This window comes from Natronoarchaeum sp. GCM10025703, assembly GCF_042661985.1.
GTDB lineage: Archaea > Halobacteriota > Halobacteria > Halobacteriales > Natronoarchaeaceae > Natranaeroarchaeum.
Genome location: NZ_JBHSZF010000001.1, coordinates 2,027,147 through 2,052,815 on the forward strand (window position 1 = coordinate 2,027,147; position 25,669 = coordinate 2,052,815).

Below are 25,669 nucleotides of genomic sequence, written 5' to 3' on the forward strand. Positions count from 1 at the left end.
GACGAGTAGCGTCGCTATTGCCTGAACGAGGCTCTGGTGAGCAATGGCCGTCGCTGGCGAAGTAAAATACGGTATGAATGGACGGACGCCCGGGGTTGCCCGACGTTCCCGTCCGGGGAATCCCGGTTGCCTCCTCCGCCCCGCGACCCCTCGAGCGACCATCGTCCAGCGGTTCGCTGCTCGCTTCCGCGCCTGACGAACTGCCGCCGGCAAATCGCGACGTGACGCCCCTGCGGGCGGACGCCGCGAACCGTGGCCCCCGAGGGACGAGGTTTCCACGTCGGCTTCCAGGGCCCGAACGGGTCTGTCCGGACGCGTCCGGGGTTCGGTCCCCGCTAAAGACCATAGTGCGGGTAGTGAGCAGGGCCTAACTGCCCGACCTAGTCCATCTTACACTACCCCTCGACCTCTTAAGGGCCTTTCGACTTTCGAGAACTAACCGCGTTCCGTCTGGCGATCATGCGACAGTGTGACAAACTGACGACTCGTCAGGAGCGCGATTAGATGTCTCAGAAACGACTCGTTACGAGCGTCGAGTCGGGCTCAAATCACTCTCAGAGCCTTTGCGTACCATGCACTTGCAACCGGCAGGAGGGCCGACGCCACGACCAGCGACCATCGATGGTACTCGAGCCAAGTATCGGTCCCGAGTTGCTGGACGAACGCCGACGGTACCGACAGCGCCCAGGCCGCCGCACTCCCGGCGATAAACAGTCCCAGTACGAGCGTGGCTCCAGCGATGGTCACTGGATCCGAGCGCTCCTGCCGGCCCGCGGCGAACGCGACGAGGGCGATGATCGTGAGCAGGGTAACGACCCACGGTCCGACCACGCCGTGATCGTAGTAGGCGCTGATTCCACCCGCTCCAACATCCGACAGTAGTAGATATGGGAGCGCCACGATCGCGATGACGAGCAGACAGGCGACGATTCCGAGCGTTGGCGGCGTCCGGTTATCTATCACAGACTGAACTCTTGCATCCGCCAGTATAAACACGGCGTTCCACGGGACCAGCGTATCGGAAAACCCACAAGCCATTGGTGCGAAACGGTTGACATGGGATTCGGAGACACCGCCAAGAGGATCCAGACACTCGCAGACCGGGCCGAACAGCTAATCGCACAACTCAAAGACGTTCGGGAGCGAGTCATCAACCTGGAAGAGGCCACCGAAGAGACAAACCACCGGGTCAGCCGACTCGAAAAGGATTCGGAAAAGCAACTGGTGTTGCTGAAAGAGCTCGCCCGTGAGCAGGGGATCGACGCCGACGAAGTGCTCGCTCAGGCGGCGATCGAGGAGGCTGAATCCGACGACGGAGCGGAGGATGCGGCCGAGTCTCCGGACGGTGAGGCGTCTGCGAGCGAGAGCGACAGCGCCGAGCAGGCCGACGACGCCATCGAAGGCTGAGGAACCACGACGAACCGCGCGTGTTTCTCAGCGGTGTCGTGCGTGCGCTACTTTGAGACAGCGATCCTGTACGACAGCGACGCCCTCGTCGCGGGCACGGGCCGCCGCGTCGTCGTCCCGAATACCAAGTTGTAACCAGAGCGCGTCGACATCGTCCCGTTCGAGCACACTGTCGACGATTCCCGAGACTTCCTCCGACGGACGAAAGACGTCGACGAGGTCGATCCCGTCCGGGACGTCGTCGAGCGAATCGTAGGCTCTGTGACCGAAGATTTCCTTGGCGAAGGGATTGACCGGTACGATGTCGTAGCCGTGTGCGTCGAGATACTTCGGTATCTCGTGGGCGTCCTTGCCGGGCGTCGACGAGCAGCCAACGACGGCGATCCGTTCGCTATCGAGCGCGGTTCTCACGAGTTCGTCCTCAGTTGTCATACACGAATGTAGACGACGTATCGGGAAAAGTGACGCGGGAGCCCTACTCTGCAGTCCGGAGACGCGGGGGTTCGGCACTGTCTTCCGAGAGTTCGATCAGGCCGTCGAACAACTGTGTGAGCGTGTTCATGGTTTGATCGTCGTGTGCCGTCGAGTCGATGACGTAGAGCCCCAGTCCGTTGGCGCTCTGGACGCGGCCAGTGAAAACGTGGAGGAACCTGAAAACAGTCTGCAGGTCAGAGTACATCAGCAGCGTCGAAACGGAGTGCATTAACACGCGGTTTTGTTTGAGACCGCGGCGTTCGTAGAAGTCCTGTAGAAACTCCGAGAGTTTGATCCCGATTCCGGTCATATCAACCGGCGAGGATGCATACTTCAGTTGGGGCCCATCCTCGGCACTGCCGACACCGCGCTGTTTGGTCACGCAGTCGACAATTCCGAGCGGTTCGTCTTCGACGTTGTCGATTCGCTTTTTGTACTCGCTGAGAATCTTGTCACCGCTGTCCTTGGTCGTGACTACGATGGCACCCTCTTCCTGACGGGTGCCGTTCGCGAGGATGTCGAGTGCAAGGCGGCGCTTACCCGAGAGCGGTGGCCCCGTGATCAGGAGGTTCGTGCCAGACTCGAGTTTAGCGTCCGGAAGGACGTCTGCCAGATCATACATGATGTGCCCTCATATACTGCACAGCCGATTGCTGTGTTGGTCGAGAGTGTTAGTGTAAGTATACCGATACCCACATATAGTACTTTTGATCGTCAGTGTGACGGACGAGAAATAACCAATCACCATAGCCGACTACAATACGCTCGGTAATACGACACCTATCCGACCGATTATAAACGCGACCGCAGCCAGAAACATACCGTACTTGAGATACTGCTGGCCGATTCTCGGCCGGCGATAACTCCGGACTACCGCGAACAGCATGACGAGCACCGCAGGACCGACGACAAGCAGGTAGAGAACCCCGAACGTTCCCCGAAGATACGGGATGGGACTCGCGGCGACGGCGACGAGTAACAGCACTGTTGCGACGTGCAGGGCAGGTCGCTCGCCGATTGCGATGGGTAGCGTATTCAGTCCCTCCTCCCGGTCGCCATCGATGTCCTCGACGTCCTTGATGATCTCACGTGTCAGCGTCGAGAGGGCAGCGAGGACGAACAGCACTGCCGACGCGCCCACGTCACCGACCGCCGCACCGCCGAACAGGAACGCGCTTCCTCCGAGATACGCCACCAGCGCGTTGCCGAGGCCCGGTAGCCCCTTAAACAACTCCGTGTACGCGATAAGCGCAAGGAGATTGAACGCCGCGATCCCGATAGCCAGTGGCGGTAGCGTCACCGCGAACGCCGTCGCGACGGCAAACAGGACCAGACTGAACCAGAGCGCCCCCGTTCGCTCACCGCGCCACGGGGGATCGGCCGCTGTGGCTGATTGATCCGGTCGATCTCCCGGTCAAAGTAGTCGTTGATCGCGTTCCCTGCGCCGGTCGCCATCGCTGTCGCGGCCATCGCTGCAGCCACCATCCAGACGTTTTCGGTCGAAGCCCCGGCGACGAACGCACCGATGAACGTCAACACTCCGGCAGCGACCGCGTTCATCGGTCGCGTCAACTCGACGTAGCCTCGCACCCGCGCCTGGACGTCCATACTCACTACTCTCCCAGCCACACGAAATAAAAGACGCGAAATAACGCATCCACGAATGACCCGTGTTCGCACGGGTAGTGCGGGTCCCGAAATCAGTGGGTTTAACTTTACCCTCCTCGGATTTGTGGGTGCGGGCGCTTAGCTCAGCTTGGACAGAGCACTTGGCTTCGGACCAAGATGCCGCGGGTTCAAATCCTGCAGCGCCCACTTTTCCTGCGAACGAATGTGAGTAGTGAAAAGTATACCGCGAAGGATTTGAATCACGCATACACGAGCGACAGCGAGTGTTTGCACCGGGTTCAAATCCTGCAGCGTCCGTGACCTTTCGGAACGATTTTAAACAGATCGGCGCGGGCAGGATAGGTGACGCCAGTCACGATGTCTGCGGCGACGATCCAGGCGGCGACTAGTGTGCCGACAGAACGATGGCGTCCGTCGAAAGACTGGGACGAACGCCGGATCTGGTTACCCGCCAGAACTCTCTCTCGACGTTCGCTCCTCGAAGTACGATACCACCTCCTCACAGAAGCGCTCGATAGTGTCGTCACCGCGTTCGAAACCGAGATACGGCTCGATCAGTTCTAGTTCCATGAGTAGAAGGTCATCATCACGGTGTACGTAATCGATTCTGGCGTACGGAAGGCGGTCCTTTTCGAGACCGATGATCTCACATGCCGACTGTAATACTGCCCCAGCCTGCCGCCGGATCTCGGATGGGGGTCGTACTCGGCATCGATTCCATCGAACTCCGTGACGTCGTCCTCCGCGGGCAGGCTGTTCCATGCGTGGCTATACTCGCCGCCGAAGAACACGATAGACCGTTCGCCAGCGCTGATCTCCGGGACGAACTCCTGGACCAGAACGTCGTGGTCGGTGACGTGGTCAGTAAATCGCTGTTCCGACTCAGCCACCTCAGTTGCCGATGTTCGCCACACGTCGGACGACATCGCGCCGATTGCAGGTTTGACGACGACATCGTCCCACCCGCTGGTTCGAATGACCTCTTCGAGTGACGTATCTGTGCCCTGTTTGATCACTGTCGTCGCCGGAATCTGGACTCCCTCCCGATCAAGAGCGGGGAGGTAGCTCTTGTGCAGGTTCCATCGAAGGACAGACAGGGGGTTACAGATGGGGACGCCTGCGTCCTCGATCTCGTCCAACATCGTCTGAAACCGACCTCTGTCCTCCGGATACTCCCAGCAGGATCGAACGAGCACCCCATCGAAGCGACGCCAGTCAACCGTCGGGTCGTTCCACATAACGGGGTCGCTATCGATGCCGCGCTCGGCAAGCGCTGTCGCGACCTGTTGACCACCGTCACTCAGTTGTGGTGCGAACCTCCCCGTTACGATTGCGAGGTGAAACGGGTCTTGAACCATATGTAACCTCACTATCACCTATACAAAAATATGGGGCGTCGTGAACTGTGCTCGGTAGACGCTGTGCACAGTGCTCGGATTGATACGCGGAGCAGGCGCAATACCACGGTGTTCACGCCGAGGATAGGAGTAACGACCACCTGGAATGGCCAGACAGCCACCGACTACGAGGACTGGGTTAGACGCAAATTCCCGTGAAGTGGCGGAGTCGTGGTTACAAACCTGAAACTCCCACCGCTCGGGATTCCTGCCTCTTCAGGCGCAGAGAAATATCAACCAGCTAATGCAATATCGAGGTACAGCATAATGATGACCCCAGCCATGAGTCCGAGCGTCGCCACGCGTTCATGACCACTCCTGTGTGTCTCGGGGATGATTTCGTCGGAAATCACGAACAACATTGCGCCTGCAGCAAACCCCATCGCATATGGCAATAGCGGCTCGACTGTCGCCACGGCAACGGCTCCCAGCACCGCGAGTGGGATTTCGACGACCCCTGCTCGGACCCCAGCGATTGCAGCATAGAGCCGCCTGTCGAGGCCAGCGTTTATCGCTGCCACAGACACAGCCAATCCTTCGGGGATGTTTTGAAGACCGATAGCGAGCATCAAAGACAACGCACTCCCGAGTTGTGCCGGATCTCCTGCTGCGGCACCGAACCCGACCCCAACGGCCAGACCTTCGGGCATATTGTGCAACGTGATGGCTAAAATGAACAGTACTACGCCAGCCAGTCGCTCGTCAGTGACCGGAAGCGTCTCGTCCGGTTCCGCTGCGTCCCTTCGTCGTTCGCCCGTCAGAAGATAGTGTGCGTGGGGAACTAGAGCGTCCGCGCGGTCAAGGAATAACGCGCCGATCCCGACGCCGATCAGTGTCGGGAGCGGGTTTCCTCCGGAGTACTCTTCGATGCCAGGAATTATAAGACTGGTAAAGGCCGCTGCGAGCATTACACCGGCGGCGAAGCCAAGCATACTATCTAGAGCCCGCTCGGACGGATTTCGCCAGACGAGAACGAGCGAGGCCCCAACAAGGTTCAGTAGGGCAATGATGATCCCTCCAGCAAGCGCCTGCATCACTGGAGAATTCCCGGCGAGTCGGACGAAGGTCTCTGTAAACTCAACGGTCATTGCGTAACTCCAAACGAGATGGAATTTTATAAGAATATACCCATATACGCCTGAAATCAGCTGTACGAACTGATTCCACAGAGAACACATCAGGTTCCATTCGACCTCCGGATTGTGATACCGCTTGAGGAGGTCTCACGACATCGCGAGCGAGACAGTAACGATAGTCGCTCTTTGTGCCTCCAGCGGACTTATTCCCTGTTGGACAGAGACATGTAGTATGGTCAGCGACGATCCGTCGAGCGCGCGACGTGCGGTCCTCCGCGGTGGGCTTCTCGCCACGCTCGGGCTCGCCGGTTGCATAGACAGACAGGACGCCGATTCGCCTGGCGAGGGCGACGAGCGACCGACCGGCGATGCTGTCCGCTGGACGCGCCAGACCGGTGGCTCCGTTCGGAACCAACCGACTGTCGAGGGCAATATCGTCTACGTCGGTGCCGGGACTAACGACAACGCGACCAGTGACCGTGATCACGTCCGCCCGGAGAGAAGCGAGAACATCTACGCCCTCGCAGCGGACGATGGGAGCCAACAGTGGCGGTACGAAGCTCCCGCAGGTGTCGCGTCATTTCCGGTCGTCGGAGACGGCGTCTACGTGATAGTCGGATGGGGCGCCGGCACACACGGTATCGAGCAGCGTCTCGTTCGCATCGACGACGGGTCGGAAACGTGGACGACGGAGTCACGCGACCGATTCCTTCATCTGCTGGACAGTACCGGGGACGCTGCATACCTCGGCACCTCCGACGACGAGTTCGGCCTAACGGGTGAGAAACTGTTCGCCATCCGGGCGAGCGACGGGGACCAGCGCTGGTCCATCGAAGCCGGCGACACGACAGATGCTACTGTCTACGACGACACTCTCTACGCCGTAGAGGGTACTCGCCGGACGACAGCCCTGGCAGTTAGCGACGGGAGTGAGCGCTGGCATCGGGATATGCGACCGGCCACGCACGAACCCCGCCTGCTCGGCGATACGATGTATCTCGAATCCGAACAGAAAAACGAGGCTGGGAACTATCCCGTCGTCGCAGTAAACGCGGCCGACGGGAGCGAACGCTGGCGGTTTTCGGCACCCGTCGACGAGCCGTTCGTCGCGACGGGCGCAGTCCAGTCGGGCGACATGGTATTCATCACCGAGTACGGTGGCTGGCTGTTCGGCGTCGATTCCTCGGACGGCACAGAGCACTGGCGGTACTCCACCGACGGAGACACGCGCGATGCGCCAGTGGTCGTGGGCAGTACAGTCTGTATCTCCACCATTACCGGGAGCGTCCATGCCGTCGATGCGGCAACTGGGGACCGACGATGGAAGCAATCGGTACCCCAACAGCCATCGATTGTTGCTGGGAACCCCCAGACGCTCGTCGTCCGTGGCGGTAAAGAGGAGGAGAGTCAGCAGCTCCGTGCGTACGCGCCTGACGGTACCGAACGGTGGTCGTTCTCGCATGGTGGTCGTTTGACCCAGCCTGCCGTGGAGGGAACGCGCGCAGTCGTCGGGACGGACAGCGGGTACGTCGCCGCGTTGGCTGAGGAGTAGCCGTCTGAAAGACGACATATGCCACAGGACACTCGAAACGTCGTTCTTGGCCCCAGGATGGAGCGACTGGGAGTCCGACTTCCGGATCCGAAGGCGATTCACTCCGCACCACTGACGACCGGATCAATATCAATGGAACTGTTACCATTGAGTAGACAAGTCAATCACGAGGAACGAGTGGTATCGTAATCAGATTCAGCAGTATATCGATGAAACCCAACGAATGGTTCCCCCTATGACAGATCAGAATACCCCCTCTCGACGAACACGCACACGCTATCGGACGGACGAACGCTCGCGTACATCAGCGGTGGTGATCCGGATGGCTACCCAGTCGTTGCCCATCACGGAACTCCCGGCTCACGATTGTTCGCCGCGGTCCTGTCGGAGGCCGCGAGCGAGGAAGGAGTCAGACTCATCGTTCCGGACCGACCCGGTTATGGGCAGTCGTCGTCGCCACCCAGTGACTGGACCTGGGACGATTGGCAGGAGGACCTGACCGAACTCCTCGATGCAGAGTCGATCGAACGGGCCGCAGTGGTGGGCTTTTCCGGCGGTGGCCCGTTCGCGCTCGCGGCGGCGACCAGCGAGTGGGCGAACCGACTCGGTCTGGTTAGCACCGTCGTTCCGCCGGCCGAGAACGGACTGGCGAAACTCTCGAAGATCCCCTTTGCACTGCGCATACTGTTTGGGCTGTCCGGCGTACTGGCATCAGTCCGGGGGCCAGAGGCGGTCGTCGGGCAGTACACCGATCGGTCGGTCTCCGACCCGGTTTCTCGGGCGGTCGCCGACGACTTTCAGGAAGCCCTCCAGCAGGGGTCGAAGGCAGTCGCACGGGAGAATCGGTCGTTCACGACGGATTCGTTCAGAATCGACAGGGTCGTCCGTCCCCATGCATGCCTGGCACGGCTCAGAGGACGAGAACACGCCGCTCACGCCCGTCCGCGAACTGGTGGAGGCTACCGACGGGACGCTGGTAACGTCCGAAACCGATCATCTCGGGACGCTACTCGATCATCAAAGAGACGTATTCGAGTGGCTCACTGCGGATCGGGAGACGTGAGAGCCTCGCGGGTGGAGTCGGTTCGATGCGCGGGCTCATTCCGGCCAGATCTCGAACGTTGTGATCACGCCAAACAGCCCGGATGTCGCGTCCTGGACCGACAGATCCGCTCGTTCGACGACGTCGTGCGGTTCCTGGTTCCAGCGACAGCCCATCTTCTCGTAGTGGGCGTCGGCACGCCGGTCCTGATACCGAGCGATCGGTCCGATGTCGCTCCGTTTCTTCGGTCGAAGTCGTTGGTGTGGTCTCTTGCTGAGACATATCGAATGACGGTTTTGTGACGGCCTCTCAGGTCGCTTGCGTGGCCTGGTGGTCATCGCTACGCCGCCAGCCCAGTTCGAGCCAGATCACGCCGGCGAGGAACATACCCATTCCGACTGCGTCTAGCGGAGTCCCGGCGTGGAACACGGTTGCGAACGGTGCCCCACCGAGCAGGACGGCGGGGACCAGCGGTGCTCCGGACCGACGCAGGAGCACGCTGATCGCGACGACGGCGACGAGCGCTCCGAGGCTCCCAAGAGCGCCGAGCACTGTCGACGGCGTGGCAAGTACGTCCACCGCCGCTGCGACTCCTCCTGCTGTTCGGCCGGCAGGGTGTGGGCATCGTGGACCAACAGCCCCGTTGCGATCCCGCGGATCGCCTCGAAGGCGATGTAGAACGTCATGTAGATGCCAACCCCAACCCGTCCGACTGTGGCGACGGGACCGGTGTATCCCTGCAACAACACGTAAAAGCATGCGCCGAGCAGTCCGAGCATGCTCAACATCGCGACGTGAAGGTCGAGCCACGTTTCACTCACCGCGAGAAGACCCTCGAGTCCACCGCTACCGTCGGGATGGATCAGGAACAGGGCTCCGAGCAGAACCGGCGTTCCCATCAGCAGGAGCCACCGTCCCAGAGGCTTCGCTGAAGCGGCAGCGTCAGTTCGATGCTGTGCGTCAGAGTCTGTCGAATCGATCGTTTCGTTCGGATTCATCGGTCGAACACCACATGCTCACTTCCGAGCGTCTCCCACATAAATATTATAGAGTTTTTGATATATTATCGGAACCGATTCAAAATCTGGTTTGAGTGCTACAGGGAGGAATTGGCGCATACTGCACGTATTCAGCAGAGTGATCGTAAACCCTCTCGATTCGCCAAACGAGTATTTTGAAAGGTTTCTGTTACGAACGTCGATCGCTCCGGCTCCGATCTCGCACGCGCTCGGTTCGTCTGACCACGGCGTTCTCGTCGAGATACAGTCGAAGCGAGTTCGTCTCCTGTTGGAACTCGACTCGGTACTTACCGGGGTCGCTCTCGACGCGTTCCGTGCTCCACTGCCCCTCGTGGAGAAAGTGATGGAACTCCCAGGGTCCCGTACTCATGATGTCGATACCGTGTTCCCAGTGAAACGAGATTGACTCCGGATGGTAGGCAGGGGCGTGGGTGAGTGGGACGCTCAAGAAGCGCAGGCACTCCTGACAATCGCTAAGCGTGGCGAAGGACGCAGGCACGATTTCGGGGGTCGGGACATCGTCCGCATCCACCACCGACGTCTCGATGCGCCCAGCACAGTCCGGGCAGACGCCCTGGCGCATCTTGAGAAAGTCGCCGGCCAGTTCCCAGATGACTGTGTCGATCAGGGCATCCACCGAGTGAGACCGCACCTGCGCTGGCCTGATCTTGTACGAGAACGCGGGACGCTCGCAGTCGGAACACCGAATCATGAAAAACTGGTCCTCGACCATCGCTTCGAGAGCGCGTTCGCCACAGAACAGACAGGCTCCCTCCGTCTCGATAGTCCCGAAATCCGACGGTGAGCAGTAGTTCTCGGCGAGAATGAAGCGAACTAACTGCTCGCCAGCATGGGTGAACGCGTAGCCTCCGTCGTGTTTTCTGAGAAACGTCCCGGTGAGTTCACCGAGGTGGTACGATAGTTTCGCGGTGTTGTCGACGTCGACACGGTCGTAGATGGTCGAAAACGACAGGGAAGCGACTCCCGTTTTCTTCTTTTCCTCGTGCTGTGCGAGCGCGACTGTCCGGAGGATGTCGAGTCGGATCTCGTCGGACAAAAGCCCGAACACGTCGTCCGCAGACCGATCCGCTCCCATACAGGGTGAACTACCGCTCCAGTATTGAAACCACGGCACGCGGGAGTTCGCCTCGGTATCGTTGGTCGGTGCTCCAACGCCTGGATCACCCCTCTGTTCCGACCGGCATAGCTCACAGTCGAACGACTCCGCAGATAAGCACGATGCTGTTTCACGCCGGGTGGAACTCTACGGAGGCGCTCTTGCCCGCGCCGCTACCGGGCGATGGGGGCGGAAGCGCCGCCGCTGGGTCGGTTGCACCGACGGCGACACGAGTCGCGATGGTACTCGTCGTCCTGGCGTTCCTGCTGGTGGCATATGACCGCGAGACGCTCGCGCCTGGGAGGGCCCATCTCCAGCGCGGTCGAACCACTGAGTAGGTTTCGAGGATGGCTACCTCTGCAACAATCACCCGGAACCTGCAGGCTCCGGATCACCACGCCGCTTCGAGCACCGCTCGCAGGTCCTCGACGGTCGGATCCAGCCCTTCCGGCACCTGAGCCATGAAGCGGTCCGCCAGCGTCGTCTCAGCGACTGCCCCGAGATCCGACCGCTCGATGCCGTCGACCGATCGGAGTCGTGTCGTCACTCCCAGCGAATCCCGAACCTCGGTGACGGCGTCGACGATACCATCGGATACTGCGTCCGAAGACCGCTCTGCAGTCTGGACATCGAGTGCCCGCGCGAGGAGGGTCCGGCGGCCGTCAACCTGCTCGAACAGATAGTCGAGCGCGTGCGGGGCAACGATGGCGTGGGCGGTGCCCTGTTGCAGTCCGGCGTGGTGTCGGAGCGCGTGGCCGAACGCATGAATGATGGAAAGGGTGCTCCCGTCCGGCCGGGAGACGCCGTACTGTACGAGCAGGGAGCCTTCGACGGCGCGATCCATCGTCTCCGGACTCGACGAATCGGCATCGAGCGCGGGCAGTGCATCGGCGAGCAGACGCAGGCCGCGCATCGCAGTGGCGTCGGAGACGGGTGTCCCGTTGCGAGCGTAGAGCGTCTCGACGCCCTTGTCGAAGCCGTTCATCGCCGAGCCAGCGAGCACGTCGTACGGCGTCGTTGTGAACAGGGCGGGATCGGCAAACACCGCCGTAGGCATGAGTTGCGGGTCGGAGACGCCGCCGCTGACCGGTTCGTCGACGAGGCCGTTTTCGGGGTCGGCGTTCACGCCCGCGCCCTGTGAGAGATCCGCGCCGGCGAAGGTCGTCGGCACCGCGACGATAGCCGGGAGACCGTCCTCCGGGACGGGGATAGTTCCCGATGTTGCTGCTCGTCGCCGACTTCGGCGGGGGAGCGATCCGTCGCCGCGAGGACGCTGAGGACTTTGGCTGTGTCGAGGCTACTGCCGCCGCCGAGGCTCACCACGGTGTCGGCCTCGACTTCGCGCAAGCGTTCGACGCCGTCGACGGCGGTGCCAAGCAGTTTCTCCGGTGTCGTCTCGGCGAAGATGCCAGCGAGACGGTCATCGAGTCCCTCGGTTACCGGGTCGAGAACTGCAGGCGTCGAACCGACTGTCCGTCCACAGACGACGAGGGCGTTGGTGCACCCCTGCCGGTCGAGTTCGTCCGCAAGCGCGGATACACAGCCCCGACCCAAGCGGATCACGCCGGGGTCGTACTCGAACCTGCTCGTCGAGAGGGAGACTGGATCACTCATGTCGGTGGGCCTGCCAAACGCCGGAGATGTTGTACTGTCGCTGGAGCAGTCCGCAGAGCGTCTACAGCCACTCGTCGGCCCAGGCCTCTATCTCGTCGAACACCGGACAGAGCGATGCACCCTTTTCGGTTAGATCGTAGTAGGTCGCGACGGGGGCGTCCTCCTCCATTCGACGTGTCACAAAGCCCATCTCCTGGAGGTCGTCGAGCACCCGCGAAAGGGTCCGCGAACTGGCGTCAGTCGACCGTTTGAGTTCGTTGAACCGTTTCTCGCCGTCCTGTAGATCGTTGAGGACGATCAGTCGCCACTGGGAGCCGATCTGTTCGAGCGAATCGACGACCGAGCAGACGTCCTCGCCGTGATGTTTCTCGTCCTGAGGTGCACCTGTTGCCATACGAGATTCGTACGCGACGGCCCCATATAGGTTCTGTGACGAACCAGCTATCGGAACGCAACCGGGTGGGGCCCAACCACTGGTGGCCGGCACTTACTCCGGATGGGCGCGCACGTCGCGGAACTCGAACCGTGCGCCACCGCTCTCGCTCTCGGTAACGTCGACGGTCCAGCCGTGTGCGGAGGCGACCTCCCTGACGACCCACAGGCCGATCCCGAGACCCTCGTCGGAGGTGGTAAACGAGGAGTCGAAGGCGTTCTTGCGGACCTCCTCGGGCATCCCTGGCCCGTCGTCCTCGACGTAGAAGCCGGTCGAGCGCGAGGAATCAGCGGTGGGGACGCCGTCGACGGCAGGGAGCAAGCCGACGCGAACCGTCACTTTCACGGCGTCCTGACGAGGTTGCGAGTCAGGGCTCGAAGCGCTTTGCGCTTTGGTGTCCTGCTGCGTTTGCGAGTCAGGGCTCGTCGAGCCATGCTCGACAGAGTCGTCGGTCTGCGACCGACTGTTCGTGGAGCCATGCTCCACACTATCCTGACGAGGTTGCGAGTCAGGGCTTGTCGAGCCGTGCTCGACAGCGTTCCGAAACAGGTTCTCGAACGACCGCAGGAGACGAGAGCGGTCGGCCGCGATAGCCCCGGAGCTCTCAATCTCGATCCGGGCTTTCTGAGTCATGACGTTGGACCACGCGTCGGTAACGACCTCATCGAGAGTGAGCTGTTGGGTCTCGGTGACGGTCTGGCCGTGGCGGGCGAGTGCCAGCACGTCGCCGATGATGTCTTCCATCCGATTGAGACCGTCACGGACGTTGTCGAGGGCGTCCAGATCACCAACCTGTTCGGCAAGGAGGTCGACGTAGCCCTGTGCCACCGAAAGCGGGTTTCGGAGGTCATGGCTAACGATCCTGGCGAACGCTTCGAGTCGTTCGTTCTGGCGCTCAGCTCGCGCTCGCGTTTCTTGCGCTCGGTGATGTCCCGGAGGACCCCGACGGTCCCACGCAGCGAGTCATCCTGGGGAAGCAGCGCGATCTGGTTCTCACAGGGGACCCGCGTTCCATCCTTGCAGTTGATCGTTATTTCGACGGCCTCTTTTTGACGGTCGGGGTCGTTTTCTAACCGCTCGACGGTCTCTCGACGGCGGGCGCTGTCGTCGTCGTCCAGTAGTATCGAGACGTGTTCGCCCAGCAGCCCCTCACGAGCGTAGCCGGTCATCTCCAGCAGACCGTTGTTGACCGTCATGAAGTGCCCCTCCGAGTCGAGCGCGTACATCCCGTCGCCGACGGTCTCGACGAGCCGTTCGTAGCGCTCCAGCACTCGCTCTTGCTGGTCGATCTCTCCCCGGACAGCTATCGAATCGAGCACGTGAGCGGTCGTCTCTGCTACCTCTTCGAGGACGCTTCGCTCCACGTCGCTGAACCCGTTCTCCGAATCGGTGTAGACGCCGAGCACGCCGTGGAGGTCGCCGTTCTCGGCCAGCGGGAGGAACGCAGCAGCGACACAGCCCTGCTGGAGCGCGGCCGACCGCCAGGGGACGGCCGCCGGATGCGCCTCGATATCGTCGACGATCTGGGTCTCGCGCGTCCGAAGCAGGTCGTCAAGGACGGTATCCGGCGCTCTCGCCCCGACGCCGAAGGTCCGGGAGGTGGGCCACTCCTCGGGAGCAGTGCTCGTCACCCAGGGAACGACCTGGCGTTCGCCCGGATCGTACTCGCCGACCCACGCAAAGGTGTACCGGCCAGCGTCGGTTAGCTGATTGCAGACTGCGTGTTCGATATCCATCGGCGAACTGGCGTCGACGAGCAGGCGCTTGATATCGTGGACCGTGTCCTCGGGCGGAGAGCCGACCGGGTGGGTAGCGGGGCCGGAGCCGTGGACGACAGCGTTCGCGACCCAGCCACCGAGCGCGGCGTCGGCGTCCTCCCCGTCGAGTTGGACGAAATCGACGATTTCGGCGATGACGCTATCGCCGTCGATGTCGGAGGTAGACAACAACAGCAGGGGGACTGCGGGGTACTGTTCTCGGACCGCGGCGAGCACGGCCGGGGTCGACTCGACAGTTTCCGCGTCGGCGAGAACACAGTCGACGTCACCGGCTTCGATACGAGATACGGCGTCGTCCGGTTCCGTCGTCGCAACGACTGAGATGCGCGGATACGACCAGCGAAGGGGACTGGCAAGCCGTTCGACGACATCGGCGTCAGTGGACAGACACAGAACAGCGTTCTGGGAGTTCATAATCTCTGATAACCGGTCAGGGCACGGCCCACAGACTCACCCGCAGTACGCCGGTATACCGTCCGAGTCGGAGTGCCACTTATTAATCTTTATTGTTCACAGATCCGACTGGCGAGTCGAAAAAAACGAGAGAGCTGCGGTCGGCCGATCAGCAGGCGGTGACGTCCTGTTATTCCATCGTACCCTCGGTGACGAGCGTGTCGTCCTCGAGGTAGTGTTCGAGGTGGTGACCGTGCTCCTCAACGTCGATGAGGACGTCACGAAGGAGTTCCGCGGTAGCCGGGTCACCGAGGTTCCGCGCTAGCTGTTCGTGCTCGCGGAGCTGTTCGGTGATGTCGCCGAATATCTCGAGGTCGTTCTCGAGGGACGTCCGGATGTCGTAGGCGTCCTTGTCTTCGGGGGTCACGGGTGCGCGGTCCTCGTAGTTCGCGCCGCCAGAGAGCGGGACACCGCCGAGCGCCTGCGCTCGTTCCGCGAGCATGTCGGCACCTTCTTCGAGGTCGGCCGAGACTTCGCCGAGGTACTCGTGGATACCGAGGAACTCCGCGCCCTCGACGAGCCAGTGGTGCTTTTTGATCTGATGGTACAGGACGTACGTCGCGGCAAGGTCGGTGTTCAGTGCTTCGATTAGCTGTTCGGCCTTGTCTTCGGGAATCCGCAGGGCTTCGCTTTCTTCGACATTGTCGAAGCGCTGACGGGCGTGTTTCTGGGAGCTCATGACATCTATTACTTGGGCGGCGATGCACTTAAAGGTTCATACCTGCCAAAAGAGTTTTTAGAAATCAAAAAGTAATCTTTTATTTGAGTTAAGACGTAACGGAGTCGGTCGGGGAGACGACTATACTGGCGGCTGTCGGCGCACGATAACTGTCGCAAAGCGGGTTATCGAGAAAGGGTGACCGTAAGATCAGTCGCAATCCAACCGTCGGTGTTTCCGCTCTCAGTAAAGACTACGCGTCCGGGACTGGTCTCACATGCTTCGACCATTGGCGAGTCCTCGGACGGGGCTTCGCGTTCGTCCGCGTCGGCCGTGGTGCTCATCAGGTGAAGTTAGGTCCGCCTAATTCTAAAAAGGTTTTGGTCGGCCTAAGAGTCCGGGAACCGCCATGTCCTCTCCACGGATCCGCCTTCCAAAGGGTGTATATCCCGCTACGGTCTACGCGAGGATATGCATCCACCGGGCGCTGACACGGTACTGCTCCGACACGGCGAGGTGAACACCAAGAGCCGGCAGGTCCAGTTGTCGATGGAGCGCCGGCTTGCCGAGAGCGTCCGGACCATGCTGGCCGACCGCGGAATCGACGGCGATGTCGAGCGTCGATGGACCCGCCCGCTGATCCACGTCGACGAGTCCGACGTAGAGGCGGCGACGGCGGCCGCCAGCGACGTCTTCGGCGTCGTCTCTGCCAGCTCGGCAGTCGTCGTCGATGCCGACCGGGAATCGATCGAAGCCGCGCTCACTCGGACCGCAAAAGCGTGTTACACCGGCGGTAGCTTCGCCGTCGAGGCGCGTCGCGCCGGCGACACGACCCCGTTCGATAGCGAGGATATCGGCGAGTTCGGCGGCAAGGCTGTCTGGGAGGCCGTCGAGTCAGGCTTCGAGCCAGAGGTCGACCTCGACGACCCGGACCTGACGTTCTACGTCGAATGCCGGGACGAGGAAGCGTTCGTGTTCGTCGAGAAACGACAGGGCCCGGGCGGCCTACCGATCGGAACCCAGGAACCGCTCGTCGTGTTGATCAGCGGCGGTATCGACTCGCCCGTCGCCGCCCACGAGGCCATGCGGCGCGGGAGTCCGATCCTCCCCGTCTATCTCGACCTCGGTGACTACGGCGGTGTCGACCACCGCCAGCGAGCGATCGAAGCCGTCCGGAAACTCGCGGAGTACGCGCCCGGCCAGTCGTTTGACTTGCGGATCGTCGACGCCGGCGAGACCGTCGACCTCCTCGCCCGAACCATCGACGAAGGGCGGATGCTCGCGTTCCGACGGTACATGTATCAGGTCGCCGAGACCGTCGCCAGGGACAACGAAGCAGTCGGAATCGTTACCGGCGAAGCGATCGGACAGAAGTCGAGCCAGACGACGGCAAATCTGGGCGTGACGAGTCAGGCGGTCGACCTGCCGGTCCACCGGCCGCTCCTGACCGTCGACAAAGAGGAGATCGTCGAACGCGCCAGGACGCTCGACACCTTCGATACGTCGACCATCTCGGCTGGCTGTAACCGGTTTGCCCCGGAGCAAGCGGAGACTCACGGCTCACTCGACAAGATCCTGCGACTCGAACCGGACGACCTCGAGGCACGCGCCCAGCGGGACGCCCGCGCGGCCGACGTACTGGAACTCGGGCGGTAACCTTCCTCGGTCGATACACCACTCGTCGGGACTACATTTTACGTGATCGGACGATGGAGTAGCGAACATGTCACGCGAGACAGTCTCACACGAGCAGGGTGCGATCTACGAGTTCGCTCCGGAGATGGATCCCGTCGAGACCGTCCCCCAGGAACGGCAGTGACTATCGAAACGAGAGACAGCCTCGACGGCGCGGTCCAGTCCGAATCCGACCTGATCGATCAGGTACCCGGGGAGGTAAACGCGGCAACCGGACCGATTGCAGTAGAGGGGGCGATGCCGGGCGACGTACTCCGGATCGAAATCGAGGAGATACGCATCGCCGAACCCGAAGGGCGAGTCATCACGATCGACGGCTTTGGCCTTCTCGATGGCTACCCGCAGATCGAGGCACCGGAGACCAGAATGACACCGGTCGAGGACGGTCAGCTATCGTTCGAGGGCATCGACGTCCCAATCGAACCGGTGATCGGAACCATCGGCGTCGCGCCCGCCGAAGAGTCCTTCACCACGCTCGTCCCACACGACCACGGCGGGAACCTCGACACGACCGACATGAGCGCCGGAAACACGGCGTACTTCCCGGTGTTTCAGGACGGCGCGCTCTTTTCGATGGGCGACTGCAAGGCCGCGATGGCCGACGGCGAGATGTGCGGAACTGGCGCGGAGGTCGCCACCGAAATCGATCTGACCGTCGACCTCGTCGAGACCGACGTAGAACTGCGCGCGCCCGCTCGTCGAAACGGCTGACGCGTGGAAGACGATTGCGAGTGCGGAGACGATAGAGACGGCCTGTGAACTGGCCAACGAGGACGCGATCCGACTGCTCGCCGCCGACAACGATCTGTCTGCGACGGAGGCGTACATGCTCTCCAGTCTCGTCGGTGGCCTCGAAATAAGCCAGGTCGTCGATCCGCTCGTCACCGTCCGGAACGCAGTGCCGAAAAATACCTCTCAGCGCCGCTCTAGAGGTCCGCGACGTCTTCGATGGCGTCGGTGAGTTCCTTGATGCTCTCGACGTCGTGTTCGCCCATGTGGCCGATCCGGAACGACTCCTCGCTGAGGTCGCCGTAGCCACTGGAGAAGGCCATGTCGTACTGCTCGCTGACCTGCTCGACAGTCTCGGCGACGTCGATACCCTGCGTGTTCTCGATGCAGGTGACCGTCTGGGACTCGTAGCCTTCCTCGGGGAAGAGACCGAAATGCTCGCGGGCCCAGTCACGGGTGTACTCGGCCATCTCCTGATGGCGCTGGTCCCGTTCGTGATGCCCCTCGTCGAGCATGTGCTTCATCTGTTTGCGGTAGGCCAGCATGATCGGAATCGCGGGCGTCGAGTGCGTCTGACCCTTCCGGTCGTAGTAATCGAGCGTCCGGCGGAAACCGCCGTACCACGAAGAGTCGCTTTTCTCTTCCTCGCGGTCGTAGGCATCGTCGTTGACGACACAGACCGCCAGGCCCGGCGGCATCGCGAAGGCCTTCTGGACCGACGTGAAGATGGCGTCGATGCCGTGTTTCTCGATGTCGATGAAGTCGCCGCCCAGACAGGAGATGGCGTCGACGACGAAGTAGGTATCCGGATACTCGTCGACGATGTCGCCCATCTCTTCGATGGGATTGCGGACGCCGGTCGAAGTTTCGTTCATGACGGCACCGACCGCATCGTAGTCGTTCGCTTCGAGCGCGTCGCGGAGGTCGTCGGGCTTGACCGCCTCGCCCCACTCGTACTCGATGCGGTCGACGTCTTTCCCCAGTCGCTCGGCGACGTTTGCCTGTCGCTCGCTGAACGCGCCCTGGGTCGGCACGAGCATGTTGTCCTCGACGAGGTTGAGCGTCGTGGCCTCCCAGAACTCCGTCCCCGAGGCAGTGAGGATGATGACGTCGTTGTCAGTCTCGAGGAACTCCTTCGTGTCCTCGACGATAGTCGTATAGAGGTCGGTCATCCGGTCCATCCGATGGCCGAACATCGGCTGAGCCATGGCGTCGATGACGTCCTCTCGGACTTCGGTCGGACCGGGGAGATACAGCGTTTTCTCGGGATAATCGTCGGTGTACTCCTGTTTCTCTGTCACGTATATCACCTATCTGTATGGGTCTGCCACGCGCGCAAGTATGGATGTTGTGATACGCCGCTGGCTAAGTGAGGATTGGGTCGAGTACCGGTCCTGAAACGGCCAGCAGAGAATCAGCCGATGTAGCGCAGGTCGTCGTCGCTCGGAACGTTCTGTTGTTGTTCCATCTCCTGAATCTTGCCGATGACTTCTTCCATCTCGTCGGCGCGCTCTTCGAGACTCTCGAAGTCGACCTCGAAACCGAGTTCGGACTGGAGAATCTCCAGCACTGCCTGCGCGCTCTTCGGGTCGACGAGATAGCCGCTAGTCTCTCCCATGAGACAGGCGGCGTCGTGGCCACGGCGGCCACCCAGGCCGAGCAGCAGGCCGCTCACGCCGACGATCCCCCCGCAGGTTCGGACTCACGGAACTCGACGCCAGCATCGGTCAGTCGCTCGACGACGTGCTCGTGAGAGGCAGCGCCCAGCACGTCGTACTCCTCGATTAGCTCGCCCGTCGGGACGCCCCCGAGCGCGTATACCTCGCTCACGCCGAACTCCTCGGCGATGTCGAGGAAGGCGTTCGTCAGTTCGTAATGGCCCTCGTTGCTCTGGGCCTGATGATCTCCCGAGAGGACGAGCAGATCACGACCCTCTGTCTCGACGGCGTGAAACTCCGCACAGGTGAGCTCTGCAACGCCCTCCTCGCCGACTTCGACCTGCGGCGGGAACTGGTCGGAGTACACGCGTCGTACGAGCGTTCCGTCTAGCTCGTCCAGCAGGTGTTCGGCGGCGAGTTTCCCGACGTGGCCGACACCCGGCAGGCCTTCGACGAGCACCGGATCCTGTAGCTCGACAGTCTCGACGCTCTCGATATCGACTTCGTCCATACGGCTTACTCCCGGGCGCGTCGCTTAAGTGCGCGTCGGTACTCCCCGTAGGGATCTTCGGGGTTGAACGGTGAAGGCGCGCTGTTGACGGCATCGCTCCCACACTCCGGACAGCTATCAGAAAGGGTGTACACCGGGCGATCGTGTTCCGTTTCCCACGTGGAACAGACCCGGATATCCGACTTCATTACTCGTCGTCAGTACGGCGCTCGCGGTGGAAATGGCCGGTGCCATCGACCGCTTCGATCGCGTTGATCGCCCGATCCGCGCTCGTTTCGAGTTGGGTTTCGGCGGTCTTGTAGTTCGGCGCTCGAACTTTGATCCGGTACTCCGGCGAACCGACGTAGGAGACTTCAAGATCGACTTCGTCAGGCACTTCGCCGTTGCCCTCTGCGGCCTTGAGTGCCTCCTTGATCGAGTCGACGCCGGTCGGGGCCGGACACTCCAGATCAACGTAGCCGGTGACGTTGACGTAGGGCACCGAGACGTTCTCTCGGGCCGTCTCGACGAGCGCGTCGATCTCGTCGTCGTCGAGGTCGGTGGCTTCCAGGGCCTCGTGGCCGTGGATCGCCGCCTGCTCGAAGCCGTCGTAGAGACTCCCGAACTCGGCGAGGATCTCGTTTGCGACTCGCGTGTACGTCTCGTCGTCGACATCCTCGCCAAAGGCGAGGAGCATCCAGTTGTCCGCTTTCTGTTCGTTCTTCCACTCCTGAATCTTCTCGGAGCGCTGGTGATCGTTGACGTCCTTGATCGAGAGATCGATCTGCTGGGCGTCCTCGTCGACGTCCAGCACTTTACAGACGACGGTCTGCCCTTCGCGGACGTGATCGCGGACGTTTTTGATCCAGCCGGAGGCGACCTCGCTGACGTGGGTCAAACCGCGCTTGTCCTCGTACTCTTTGAGATCGACGAAGACGCCGAAGTCCTCGATCTCGTCGACCTCGCCGACGACGAGTTCGCCGGACTCGGGCCAACCGCTAAATTTCATCGTCGATCACCTCGGCGCTCACTGTGCCTCGACGGTCTCGCCCGAGCGGTTCTCGACGATATCGAGGACTTCGCCCTCGAACACCGCTTTCCCGCCGGTGGGCGTGGCGAGCGTGACGCCACAGACCGCACACGCGACCTCAGTGGAGGCTTTTCCGAAGACGACCTGTTCGTTCTCGCAATCCGGACACTCGACGTTGTAGAAATTTCCTGCCATCGTAATCACTCCTGGAACGTAAGCCGACCTGCTCGCCATCCCTGGCGGAGGTGAGCTTTGCCACACTCGCCACAGCGGTATTTGAGGTCGGTCTTCTTGGTTGGCTTGTCGCCACCCGGTACCTTCGAGAACTTACCGTCGTTCCCGATTCCCTTGTTTCGTTTTTCCTGTCGATCGATCCACTTCATGCCGGTCTGTCGACCGGTCCGAACTTTCTCGACCTCGTGTTCGTAGTGCTCGTTGCAATGCGGGCAATACGTGTTAAATCGGCGTGGCATTTCCATAGATATCGGCCTCTTGGACTGTGGTTGGCCTCCGGTCCTTAAAACCCGTTTGGTTCGGAGCCGATTCACGGCTCGGTCTCGAAGCGCTTAATTGAGGGTCGTACGAACGGTTCCATATGAAGCGCCTCATTATCCGCGGGGATCCCGGGGTTCGCCGCAACGGCGTCATCGAGCACGATGGCGAGGAACTGACCCTGTTCCAGATCAACCGCAACGGCGACTGGCACGGCCCAGAGGAGGTACAGCTGTGGTGTATCAGCGGCACCGAGGACGAGCGCGAGACCTACGATAAACGCGAGTATATTCCGCACTTTCTCGACGTCGAGCGACTCGACGCCGGCGAAGTCACCGTTATCGAGCGCGCAGGATAGCCGACCCCTCTTCTAGCCGTCCTGGTGGACCGGCCGATCCGCAAGCCCTTTGAGCAGATACTCCGCCGAAGCGAGGTTCGTCGCCAGCGGCGTGTCGTGAACGTCGCAGATCCGCAGTAGCGCCGAAATGTCGGGCTCGTGGGCCTGTGCCCGGAGCGGATCCCGCAGGAAGACGATGCCGTCGAGGATCCCCTCTGCGACCTCTGCACCGATCATCATGTCACCGCCCAGTGGTCCGGACTCCTTGCGCTCGATATCCAGATTCGTTTCCTCCATCAGTCGCTTGCCAGTTGTCCCCGTCGCGATGAGATCGTACTGTTCCAGCAGCGCCTGGTGTTTCTGCGCCAGATCGATCATGTCCGGTTTCTTGTCGTCGTGAGCAATTAGCGCGACGCGTGTCATACTCGTGTCTATCGGGGAAGGCAGTTAGTCGTTTTGAACGACGGCTCGGTAGCCCCATGATTTTTTACTCCCGAGCGGAGATATTCATCAATGGCAGACGGCCATACGGCTGTAGAGCCGATACAGGCGAGATGCCGGTCGCTGGTCTCAAGCGGTCGGCTCGTTCGTTTCGCCTCGGTCGGCCTGCTCGGTACGGCCATCGATTTCGCCATCCTCGTCTCTCTGGTCGAATTTTGGGGGCTGTGGCTCGAACTCAGCAAAATCATCAGCGCAGAGACCGCAATCCTCGTCATGTTCGCCCTGAACGAGTCCTGGACGTTCTCGGAATGGGGCGAGTCCGGCTACCGATCCGTCCTTCGACGGCTGGGCACCTCCAACGTCGTCCGGCTTGGCGGAATCGCTGTCGCCATTGTCGTCCTCTCACTGATAGTACGGCTGTCAGCAATCCCATACTTGCTCGCGAACGCCGTTGGCATCGCCTGCGGGTTCAGTGTTAATTTCCTCGCCGAGAGCTACTTCACCTGGAGCATCGGCCAGTGAGTAGAACCCACACAGGGCGACCGAAACACAACCCTTAACTAGCGGACGGCGGTACGAGAATGTAGCGGGATGGGATAGCCAGGAGATTCCGGCGGGCTCATAACCCGCAGATCGGTAGTTCAAATCTACCTCCCGCTACTTTTTGAGAACTCAACTACCCAGCGAGTCGTTTCATCGACGAGCGATCACTGAGTTCTCAAAAGTGTAATGAATCGATTTGAACCAGAAAAACGCGAGCACAGCGAGTGTTTTGCGTAGTTCAAATCTACCTCCCGCTATTTTTCGACGCGAACAATAACGAGAAGCGAAGCGACGAGTGTCGTGAGCGTCGAAAGTACGGCGGGTAGATTTGAAGTAGACGACGAGCGACCAACGGGAGCGACGTCGACGTAGTTCAACTACCGCCCCCTATCGCACGGCGACGTTTTTGATTCGACTACTGGCCTGCTCCTAGTTCTGCAGAAGGGACGCATACCTGCACGATACCTCCCGAAAGCCACGCCAGGATGGCGATACCCATACCCACCCCATCACACCACTCTGTCGACTGTAACTCGCTTTTGTAGCCATTCTACAGCCCCTTTGACGGCATCTGCTTCTGCACCACTTACTTTCAGACGGTTCTTGCCGCCAGTGTCCGGGTAGCTACCGATCCGGACGGCGAACTGTTCGCGCACGCCCGCGAGTGCCTCGACCATCGAACCCTCTGGCTGGGGGTGAAAAGTGTCGTCGAGACGATGTCACCGTCGAACTCGTGGGCGACGTCCTCGAAGAGGGCCCGCATTTCCGCCGGGACGCCGGGAAAGGCGTAGACGTTCTCCAGTACGCATCCCGGGCAGAGCCCTTCGGAGTTGATGATGGCACGACTGCCCTCGGGGAGCGATGCCCAGGCGTCGATGTCGAGATCGAGGTCGTGTTCGGCGACGAGTTCGGGGTTGGCGTCCCGGTATGCAGCAGCCGTTTCGAGGACGTCCTCCCGAACTGCGTCCTCGACGACCAGTTGGCGGCCGAAAGTGTCGGCAATGGCGTCGGCAGTAACGTCGTCGTGGGTGCCGCCGAGTCCGCCGGTCACGACGACGGCGTCGAACGACTCGCGCCACTCCTCGAGAGTGTCGGCGATCAGTTTGCGGTCGTCCGGAACCGTGAGAATGCGGACGACGGTCGACCCATGCGCGGTGATCTGCTCGGCAAGCCAGGTCGCGTTCGTGTTCGGCGTGTCGCCGGCCAGCACTTCGTCACCGACGGTGAGTATGGCGACTTCCATCAGCGGAAGAAGGCGCTCGCGACGCAAAAGGCTACGCTTCGACCGGCGGATGCTCGGGGAGACGTGTGTAATTGGAGCTACCTCGAAAGTGATTCTAAACTAACTACTTATCTCGGACAAACGAAATGTACCCCGAGATGAGACGCCACCTCGCAATCGCCGTCGTGATCGCTCTTATCGGAGCGCTCGCCGTCGGACCGACCGTCGCAGCGGCAGACGAAACCCGGACTGGCGGGACGGTCATCGTCGAGGAGGACGAAACAGTCGAAGATCTATCAGTCTTCGGTGGCACTGTGATCGTGGACGGCAGTACCGAGGGGGAGTTACGTGTCGTCGGGGGACGGTTACGATCGACGGCGACGCCGAGGATATCTCGGTACTCGGTGGAGACGTCCGGATTACAGGGAACGTGAGCGGCAATGTAGAGGTAGTCGGAGGGAACGTCTGGCTTGGCGAGGATACGACTGTCGACGGGTCGGTGTCGATCGCCTCGGGATCGACGACGATCCACGGGACGGTGACGGGCGATGTCCAAGCAGGGCCGGGAACGGTCACGCTCGGACCGACGGCGGTAATCGGTGGTGATGTATCCTACGCTGGGACCCTCGACGTTCAGCCCGGTGCGGAGGTCGAAGGCGACACCGTCCGCGACCCCGCCACGGTGATCGGTCCCGCGGAGTATCCAACGGGGCTGGACTGGATCATCGCAGCGTACGTGCTCGTCATGAATTTGCTCTTGGGGGCGATCTTGCTCGCCGCTGGCCCTCGGTTCGCCCAGTCGGTGAGCGACCGGTTCAGGGGGTCGTCACTAACGAGCGCGGGCGTCGGCCTCGCTGTGGTCATCACTATACCGATCCTCCTCGGTCTGCTCGCGTTGAGCATCCTGGGACTCCCGCTCTCGCAGTTGGTAGTTTGCTGTTCGCCGTCTATCTCTGGATCGCGACCGTCTACGGCCGGTTCGCCGTGGGAATGTGGCTGCTGTCGGTAATAAACGTCAGCAATCGGTGGCTTGGGCTATTGCTCGGGCTTCCCCTGGTCGCGCTCGTCGCACGAGTACCGTACGTCGGGAGTGTACTCGCGGGGCTGGTAACGCTCGTCGGCATCGGAGCGGTGCCGCTGGCCTTGCGGGACGCCAGGCGGGTCGGCGAGTGAGGACGTGGTTCGGACCAGCCGTCGGCGTCGAGCAACAAACCAGGTCTGAAACCGACCGGTGGTCGCAATGGGGCCTGACTTCCGGGCCGTGTGAAGGACGGTCGTATAGCAGTGCGGCTGATAACGACAAAAATTATTCATAATGAACGATAAGACACTCTTAAATGTATAATTGGAATATTTTAGGCCATTTACCAAAATAGGTGATCA

At 61.2% G+C, this 25,669-nt stretch carries 27 protein-coding genes, 2 tRNA genes, 1 other RNA gene and 8 pseudogenes; 14 read left to right on the forward strand and 24 right to left on the reverse strand.

Annotation, left to right across the window (positions count from 1 at the left end; translation table 11 throughout):
- Positions 1-79 precede the first annotated feature (79 nt).
- Together ffs and ACFQH2_RS11230 are read right to left on the reverse strand one after the other, a co-directional pair.
- An RNA gene (gene ffs / locus ACFQH2_RS11225) (signal recognition particle sRNA) lies at positions 80-391 on the reverse strand.
- A 152-nt stretch (positions 392-543) separates the two neighbouring features.
- Positions 544-963: a DUF7548 family protein gene (locus ACFQH2_RS11230; protein ID WP_377053649.1), complete on the reverse strand. Its 420-nt coding sequence runs from the start codon at positions 961-963 to the stop codon at positions 544-546.
- A gap of 93 nt (positions 964-1,056) precedes the next feature.
- Here ACFQH2_RS11230 and ACFQH2_RS11235 point away from each other — a divergent pair, with 93 nt between their 5' ends.
- On the forward strand, positions 1,057-1,407 hold the full coding sequence (locus ACFQH2_RS11235; RefSeq protein WP_377053650.1) for a DUF5798 family protein: 351 nt from the start codon (positions 1,057-1,059) through the stop codon (positions 1,405-1,407).
- A 27-nt stretch (positions 1,408-1,434) separates the two neighbouring features.
- Here the strand turns inward: ACFQH2_RS11235 and ACFQH2_RS11240 are convergent, their stop codons facing one another.
- The 3 genes and pseudogenes from ACFQH2_RS11240 to ACFQH2_RS11250 form a co-directional block, all read right to left on the reverse strand.
- Entirely contained in the window at positions 1,435-1,839 is a 405-nt protein-coding gene (locus ACFQH2_RS11240; protein ID WP_377053652.1) for a CoA-binding protein, read from the reverse strand.
- A gap of 43 nt (positions 1,840-1,882) precedes the next feature.
- Positions 1,883-2,503: an RAD55 family ATPase gene (locus ACFQH2_RS11245; RefSeq protein WP_377053654.1), complete on the reverse strand. Its 621-nt coding sequence runs from the start codon at positions 2,501-2,503 to the stop codon at positions 1,883-1,885.
- A 132-nt stretch (positions 2,504-2,635) separates the two neighbouring features.
- A pseudogene (locus ACFQH2_RS11250) lies at positions 2,636-3,489 on the reverse strand (geranylgeranylglycerol-phosphate geranylgeranyltransferase).
- Positions 3,490-3,621: 132 nt separating this feature from the next.
- On the opposite strand from ACFQH2_RS11250, the gene ACFQH2_RS11255 reads away from it, so the two are divergent.
- A tRNA-Arg gene (locus tag ACFQH2_RS11255) sits at positions 3,622-3,696 on the forward strand.
- 258 nt (positions 3,697-3,954) lie between these two features.
- Here the strand turns inward: ACFQH2_RS11255 and ACFQH2_RS11260 are convergent.
- The 3 genes from ACFQH2_RS11260 to ACFQH2_RS11270 all read right to left on the reverse strand — a co-directional run bounded on the left by ACFQH2_RS11260 (position 3,955) and on the right by ACFQH2_RS11270 (position 5,995).
- Positions 3,955-4,080: a hypothetical protein gene (locus ACFQH2_RS11260; protein WP_377076749.1), complete on the reverse strand. Its 126-nt coding sequence runs from the start codon at positions 4,078-4,080 to the stop codon at positions 3,955-3,957.
- Positions 4,071-4,868: an ATP-grasp domain-containing protein gene (locus ACFQH2_RS11265; protein ID WP_377076750.1), complete on the reverse strand. Its 798-nt coding sequence runs from the start codon at positions 4,866-4,868 to the stop codon at positions 4,071-4,073. Before ACFQH2_RS11265 ends, ACFQH2_RS11260 begins: the two co-directional genes overlap by 10 nt.
- A 272-nt stretch (positions 4,869-5,140) precedes the next feature.
- A complete protein-coding gene (locus ACFQH2_RS11270; RefSeq protein ID WP_377053660.1) occupies positions 5,141-5,995 on the reverse strand; it encodes a ZIP family metal transporter in 855 nt (284 codons plus the stop codon).
- Positions 5,996-6,215: 220 nt separating this feature from the next.
- Between ACFQH2_RS11270 and ACFQH2_RS11275 the strand changes: the two genes are divergently transcribed.
- The 3 genes and pseudogenes from ACFQH2_RS11275 (at position 6,216) to ACFQH2_RS11285 (ending at position 8,598) form a co-directional block, all read left to right on the forward strand.
- Entirely contained in the window at positions 6,216-7,535 is a 1,320-nt protein-coding gene (locus ACFQH2_RS11275) for a PQQ-binding-like beta-propeller repeat protein (protein WP_377053662.1), read from the forward strand.
- Between the two features lie 366 nt (positions 7,536-7,901).
- Positions 7,902-8,285 (forward strand): annotated as a pseudogene (locus tag ACFQH2_RS11280) (alpha/beta fold hydrolase); the annotation flags it as partial.
- A gap of 142 nt (positions 8,286-8,427) precedes the next feature.
- The gene (locus tag ACFQH2_RS11285; RefSeq protein ID WP_377077026.1) at positions 8,428-8,598 is read left to right on the forward strand and encodes a hypothetical protein; all 171 of its coding nucleotides are present in this window, start codon (positions 8,428-8,430) and stop codon (positions 8,596-8,598) included.
- Positions 8,599-8,886: 288 nt separating this feature from the next.
- On the opposite strand, the gene ACFQH2_RS11290 is transcribed toward ACFQH2_RS11285, so the two are convergent.
- Positions 8,887-9,156: a hypothetical protein gene (locus ACFQH2_RS11290; protein WP_377076751.1), complete on the reverse strand. Its 270-nt coding sequence runs from the start codon at positions 9,154-9,156 to the stop codon at positions 8,887-8,889.
- Positions 9,157-9,765: 609 nt separating this feature from the next.
- Positions 9,766-10,692, reverse strand: a complete 927-nt coding sequence (locus tag ACFQH2_RS11295) for a winged helix-turn-helix domain-containing protein (RefSeq protein WP_377053668.1) — start codon at positions 10,690-10,692, stop codon at positions 9,766-9,768.
- Between the two features lie 143 nt (positions 10,693-10,835).
- Between ACFQH2_RS11295 and ACFQH2_RS11300 the strand changes: the two genes are divergently transcribed.
- Positions 10,836-11,051 carry a hypothetical protein gene (locus ACFQH2_RS11300; protein WP_377053670.1) on the forward strand — a complete coding sequence of 72 codons (216 nt, stop codon included), beginning with the start codon at positions 10,836-10,838 and terminating at the stop codon, positions 11,049-11,051.
- Between the two features lie 53 nt (positions 11,052-11,104).
- On the opposite strand, the pseudogene ACFQH2_RS11305 reads toward ACFQH2_RS11300, so the two are convergent.
- The 6 genes and pseudogenes from ACFQH2_RS11305 to dpsA form a co-directional block, all read right to left on the reverse strand.
- A pseudogene (locus ACFQH2_RS11305) lies at positions 11,105-12,327 on the reverse strand (iron-containing alcohol dehydrogenase family protein).
- 61 nt (positions 12,328-12,388) lie between these two features.
- Entirely contained in the window at positions 12,389-12,721 is a 333-nt protein-coding gene (locus tag ACFQH2_RS11310; RefSeq protein ID WP_377053674.1) for a winged helix-turn-helix transcriptional regulator, read from the reverse strand.
- Positions 12,722-12,814: 93 nt separating this feature from the next.
- Complete coding sequence (locus tag ACFQH2_RS11315) at positions 12,815-13,504, reverse strand: sensor histidine kinase (protein ID WP_377076993.1); 690 nt, start codon at positions 13,502-13,504, stop codon at positions 12,815-12,817.
- A gap of 15 nt (positions 13,505-13,519) precedes the next feature.
- Positions 13,520-13,588: pseudogene (locus ACFQH2_RS11320) on the reverse strand (hypothetical protein); the annotation flags it as partial.
- An 80-nt stretch (positions 13,589-13,668) separates the two neighbouring features.
- A pseudogene (locus tag ACFQH2_RS11325) lies at positions 13,669-14,952 on the reverse strand (PAS domain S-box protein); the annotation flags it as partial.
- Between the two features lie 169 nt (positions 14,953-15,121).
- On the reverse strand, positions 15,122-15,670 hold the full coding sequence (gene dpsA, locus ACFQH2_RS11330; protein ID WP_377053677.1) for a DNA starvation/stationary phase protection protein DpsA: 549 nt from the start codon (positions 15,668-15,670) through the stop codon (positions 15,122-15,124).
- A gap of 450 nt (positions 15,671-16,120) precedes the next feature.
- On the opposite strand from dpsA, the gene ACFQH2_RS11335 reads away from it, so the two are divergent.
- Together ACFQH2_RS11335 and ACFQH2_RS11340 are read left to right on the forward strand one after the other, a co-directional pair.
- Positions 16,121-17,305, forward strand: coding sequence for a tRNA sulfurtransferase (locus tag ACFQH2_RS11335; RefSeq protein ID WP_377053679.1), 1,185 nt, complete (start codon positions 16,121-16,123; stop codon positions 17,303-17,305).
- Positions 17,306-17,372: 67 nt separating this feature from the next.
- A pseudogene (locus ACFQH2_RS11340) lies at positions 17,373-18,274 on the forward strand (acetamidase/formamidase family protein).
- On the opposite strand, the gene ACFQH2_RS11345 reads toward ACFQH2_RS11340, so the two are convergent.
- The 6 genes and pseudogenes from ACFQH2_RS11345 to ACFQH2_RS11370 all read right to left on the reverse strand — a co-directional run bounded on the left by ACFQH2_RS11345 (position 18,271) and on the right by ACFQH2_RS11370 (position 21,730).
- Positions 18,271-19,374, reverse strand: coding sequence for a pyridoxal-phosphate-dependent aminotransferase family protein (locus ACFQH2_RS11345; protein WP_377053683.1), 1,104 nt, complete (start codon positions 19,372-19,374; stop codon positions 18,271-18,273). The pseudogene ACFQH2_RS11340 and the gene ACFQH2_RS11345 overlap by 4 nt on opposite strands.
- Before the next feature lie 113 nt (positions 19,375-19,487).
- Positions 19,488-20,242: pseudogene (locus ACFQH2_RS11350) on the reverse strand (proteasome assembly chaperone family protein).
- Between the two features lie 5 nt (positions 20,243-20,247).
- Positions 20,248-20,430: an RNA-protein complex protein Nop10 gene (locus tag ACFQH2_RS11355; protein ID WP_377053687.1), complete on the reverse strand. Its 183-nt coding sequence runs from the start codon at positions 20,428-20,430 to the stop codon at positions 20,248-20,250.
- Positions 20,430-21,230 (reverse strand): translation initiation factor IF-2 subunit alpha, encoded by an 801-nt coding sequence (locus ACFQH2_RS11360; protein WP_377053689.1) that lies wholly within the window; start codon positions 21,228-21,230, stop codon positions 20,430-20,432. The genes ACFQH2_RS11355 and ACFQH2_RS11360 overlap by 1 nt, the downstream gene beginning before the upstream one ends.
- A gap of 18 nt (positions 21,231-21,248) precedes the next feature.
- The gene (locus tag ACFQH2_RS11365; protein WP_377053691.1) at positions 21,249-21,446 is read right to left on the reverse strand and encodes a 30S ribosomal protein S27e; all 198 of its coding nucleotides are present in this window, start codon (positions 21,444-21,446) and stop codon (positions 21,249-21,251) included.
- A 5-nt stretch (positions 21,447-21,451) separates the two neighbouring features.
- Positions 21,452-21,730: a 50S ribosomal protein L44e gene (locus ACFQH2_RS11370; protein WP_377053693.1), complete on the reverse strand. Its 279-nt coding sequence runs from the start codon at positions 21,728-21,730 to the stop codon at positions 21,452-21,454.
- Positions 21,731-21,846: 116 nt separating this feature from the next.
- Here ACFQH2_RS11370 and ACFQH2_RS11375 point away from each other — a divergent pair, with 116 nt between their 5' ends.
- Positions 21,847-22,101, forward strand: a complete 255-nt coding sequence (locus ACFQH2_RS11375) for an HAH_0734 family protein (protein WP_377053695.1) — start codon at positions 21,847-21,849, stop codon at positions 22,099-22,101.
- 12 nt (positions 22,102-22,113) lie between these two features.
- On the opposite strand, the gene ACFQH2_RS11380 is transcribed toward ACFQH2_RS11375, so the two are convergent.
- On the reverse strand, positions 22,114-22,503 hold the full coding sequence (locus ACFQH2_RS11380; RefSeq protein ID WP_377076752.1) for a methylglyoxal synthase: 390 nt from the start codon (positions 22,501-22,503) through the stop codon (positions 22,114-22,116).
- Between the two features lie 90 nt (positions 22,504-22,593).
- Between ACFQH2_RS11380 and ACFQH2_RS11385 the strand changes: the two genes are divergently transcribed.
- Positions 22,594-23,043, forward strand: a complete 450-nt coding sequence (locus tag ACFQH2_RS11385; RefSeq protein ID WP_377053699.1) for a GtrA family protein — start codon at positions 22,594-22,596, stop codon at positions 23,041-23,043.
- Between the two features lie 63 nt (positions 23,044-23,106).
- Positions 23,107-23,181: transfer RNA gene (locus tag ACFQH2_RS11390), tRNA-Met, on the forward strand.
- Positions 23,182-23,573: 392 nt separating this feature from the next.
- Here ACFQH2_RS11390 and ACFQH2_RS11395 read toward each other — a convergent pair.
- Positions 23,574-24,307: pseudogene (locus ACFQH2_RS11395) on the reverse strand (competence/damage-inducible protein A).
- 137 nt (positions 24,308-24,444) lie between these two features.
- On the opposite strand from ACFQH2_RS11395, the gene ACFQH2_RS11400 reads away from it, so the two are divergent.
- Genes ACFQH2_RS11400 through ACFQH2_RS11410 form a run of 3 tightly spaced genes read left to right on the forward strand, consistent with a single transcriptional unit; the run spans position 24,445 to position 25,459 of the window.
- Positions 24,445-24,720 carry a hypothetical protein gene (locus ACFQH2_RS11400; RefSeq protein WP_377076753.1) on the forward strand — a complete coding sequence of 92 codons (276 nt, stop codon included), beginning with the start codon at positions 24,445-24,447 and terminating at the stop codon, positions 24,718-24,720.
- Positions 24,717-25,295, forward strand: coding sequence for a bactofilin family protein (locus tag ACFQH2_RS11405; RefSeq protein WP_377076754.1), 579 nt, complete (start codon positions 24,717-24,719; stop codon positions 25,293-25,295). The genes ACFQH2_RS11400 and ACFQH2_RS11405 overlap by 4 nt, the downstream gene beginning before the upstream one ends.
- Entirely contained in the window at positions 25,271-25,459 is a 189-nt protein-coding gene (locus tag ACFQH2_RS11410; protein WP_377076755.1) for a hypothetical protein, read from the forward strand. The genes ACFQH2_RS11405 and ACFQH2_RS11410 overlap by 25 nt, the downstream gene beginning before the upstream one ends.
- Positions 25,460-25,669 lie beyond the last annotated feature (210 nt).

Bases quoted from the DNA above. Each gene is read 5' to 3' on its own strand.
- ACFQH2_RS11300 (WP_377053670.1), top strand. From the start codon at position 10,836: ATGCTGTTTCACGCCGGGTGGAACTCTACGGAGGCGCTCTTGCCCGCG.
- ACFQH2_RS11285 (WP_377077026.1), top strand. From the start codon at position 8,428: ATGCATGCCTGGCACGGCTCAGAGGACGAGAACACGCCGCTCACGCCC.
- ACFQH2_RS11335 (WP_377053679.1), top strand. From the start codon at position 16,121: ATGCATCCACCGGGCGCTGACACGGTACTGCTCCGACACGGCGAGGTG.
- ACFQH2_RS11260 (WP_377076749.1), bottom strand. From the start codon at position 4,080: ATGGAACTAGAACTGATCGAGCCGTATCTCGGTTTCGAACGCGGTGAC.
- ACFQH2_RS11385 (WP_377053699.1), top strand. From the start codon at position 22,594: ATGGCAGACGGCCATACGGCTGTAGAGCCGATACAGGCGAGATGCCGG.
- ACFQH2_RS11270 (WP_377053660.1), bottom strand. From the start codon at position 5,995: ATGACCGTTGAGTTTACAGAGACCTTCGTCCGACTCGCCGGGAATTCT.
- ACFQH2_RS11370 (WP_377053693.1), bottom strand. From the start codon at position 21,730: ATGGAAATGCCACGCCGATTTAACACGTATTGCCCGCATTGCAACGAG.
- ACFQH2_RS11315 (WP_377076993.1), bottom strand. From the start codon at position 13,504: ATGGAAGACATCATCGGCGACGTGCTGGCACTCGCCCGCCACGGCCAG.
- ACFQH2_RS11375 (WP_377053695.1), top strand. From the start codon at position 21,847: ATGAAGCGCCTCATTATCCGCGGGGATCCCGGGGTTCGCCGCAACGGC.
- ACFQH2_RS11365 (WP_377053691.1), bottom strand. From the start codon at position 21,446: ATGGCAGGAAATTTCTACAACGTCGAGTGTCCGGATTGCGAGAACGAA.
- ACFQH2_RS11275 (WP_377053662.1), top strand. From the start codon at position 6,216: ATGGTCAGCGACGATCCGTCGAGCGCGCGACGTGCGGTCCTCCGCGGT.
- ACFQH2_RS11245 (WP_377053654.1), bottom strand. From the start codon at position 2,503: ATGTATGATCTGGCAGACGTCCTTCCGGACGCTAAACTCGAGTCTGGC.
- ACFQH2_RS11310 (WP_377053674.1), bottom strand. From the start codon at position 12,721: ATGGCAACAGGTGCACCTCAGGACGAGAAACATCACGGCGAGGACGTC.
- ACFQH2_RS11400 (WP_377076753.1), top strand. From the start codon at position 24,445: ATGAGACGCCACCTCGCAATCGCCGTCGTGATCGCTCTTATCGGAGCG.
- ACFQH2_RS11240 (WP_377053652.1), bottom strand. From the start codon at position 1,839: ATGACAACTGAGGACGAACTCGTGAGAACCGCGCTCGATAGCGAACGG.
- ACFQH2_RS11355 (WP_377053687.1), bottom strand. From the start codon at position 20,430: ATGAAGTCGGATATCCGGGTCTGTTCCACGTGGGAAACGGAACACGAT.
- ACFQH2_RS11380 (WP_377076752.1), bottom strand. From the start codon at position 22,503: ATGACACGCGTCGCGCTAATTGCTCACGACGACAAGAAACCGGACATG.
- ACFQH2_RS11360 (WP_377053689.1), bottom strand. From the start codon at position 21,230: ATGAAATTTAGCGGTTGGCCCGAGTCCGGCGAACTCGTCGTCGGCGAG.
- ACFQH2_RS11265 (WP_377076750.1), bottom strand. From the start codon at position 4,868: ATGGTTCAAGACCCGTTTCACCTCGCAATCGTAACGGGGAGGTTCGCA.
- dpsA (WP_377053677.1), bottom strand. From the start codon at position 15,670: ATGAGCTCCCAGAAACACGCCCGTCAGCGCTTCGACAATGTCGAAGAA.
- ACFQH2_RS11235 (WP_377053650.1), top strand. From the start codon at position 1,057: ATGGGATTCGGAGACACCGCCAAGAGGATCCAGACACTCGCAGACCGG.
- ACFQH2_RS11295 (WP_377053668.1), bottom strand. From the start codon at position 10,692: ATGGGAGCGGATCGGTCTGCGGACGACGTGTTCGGGCTTTTGTCCGAC.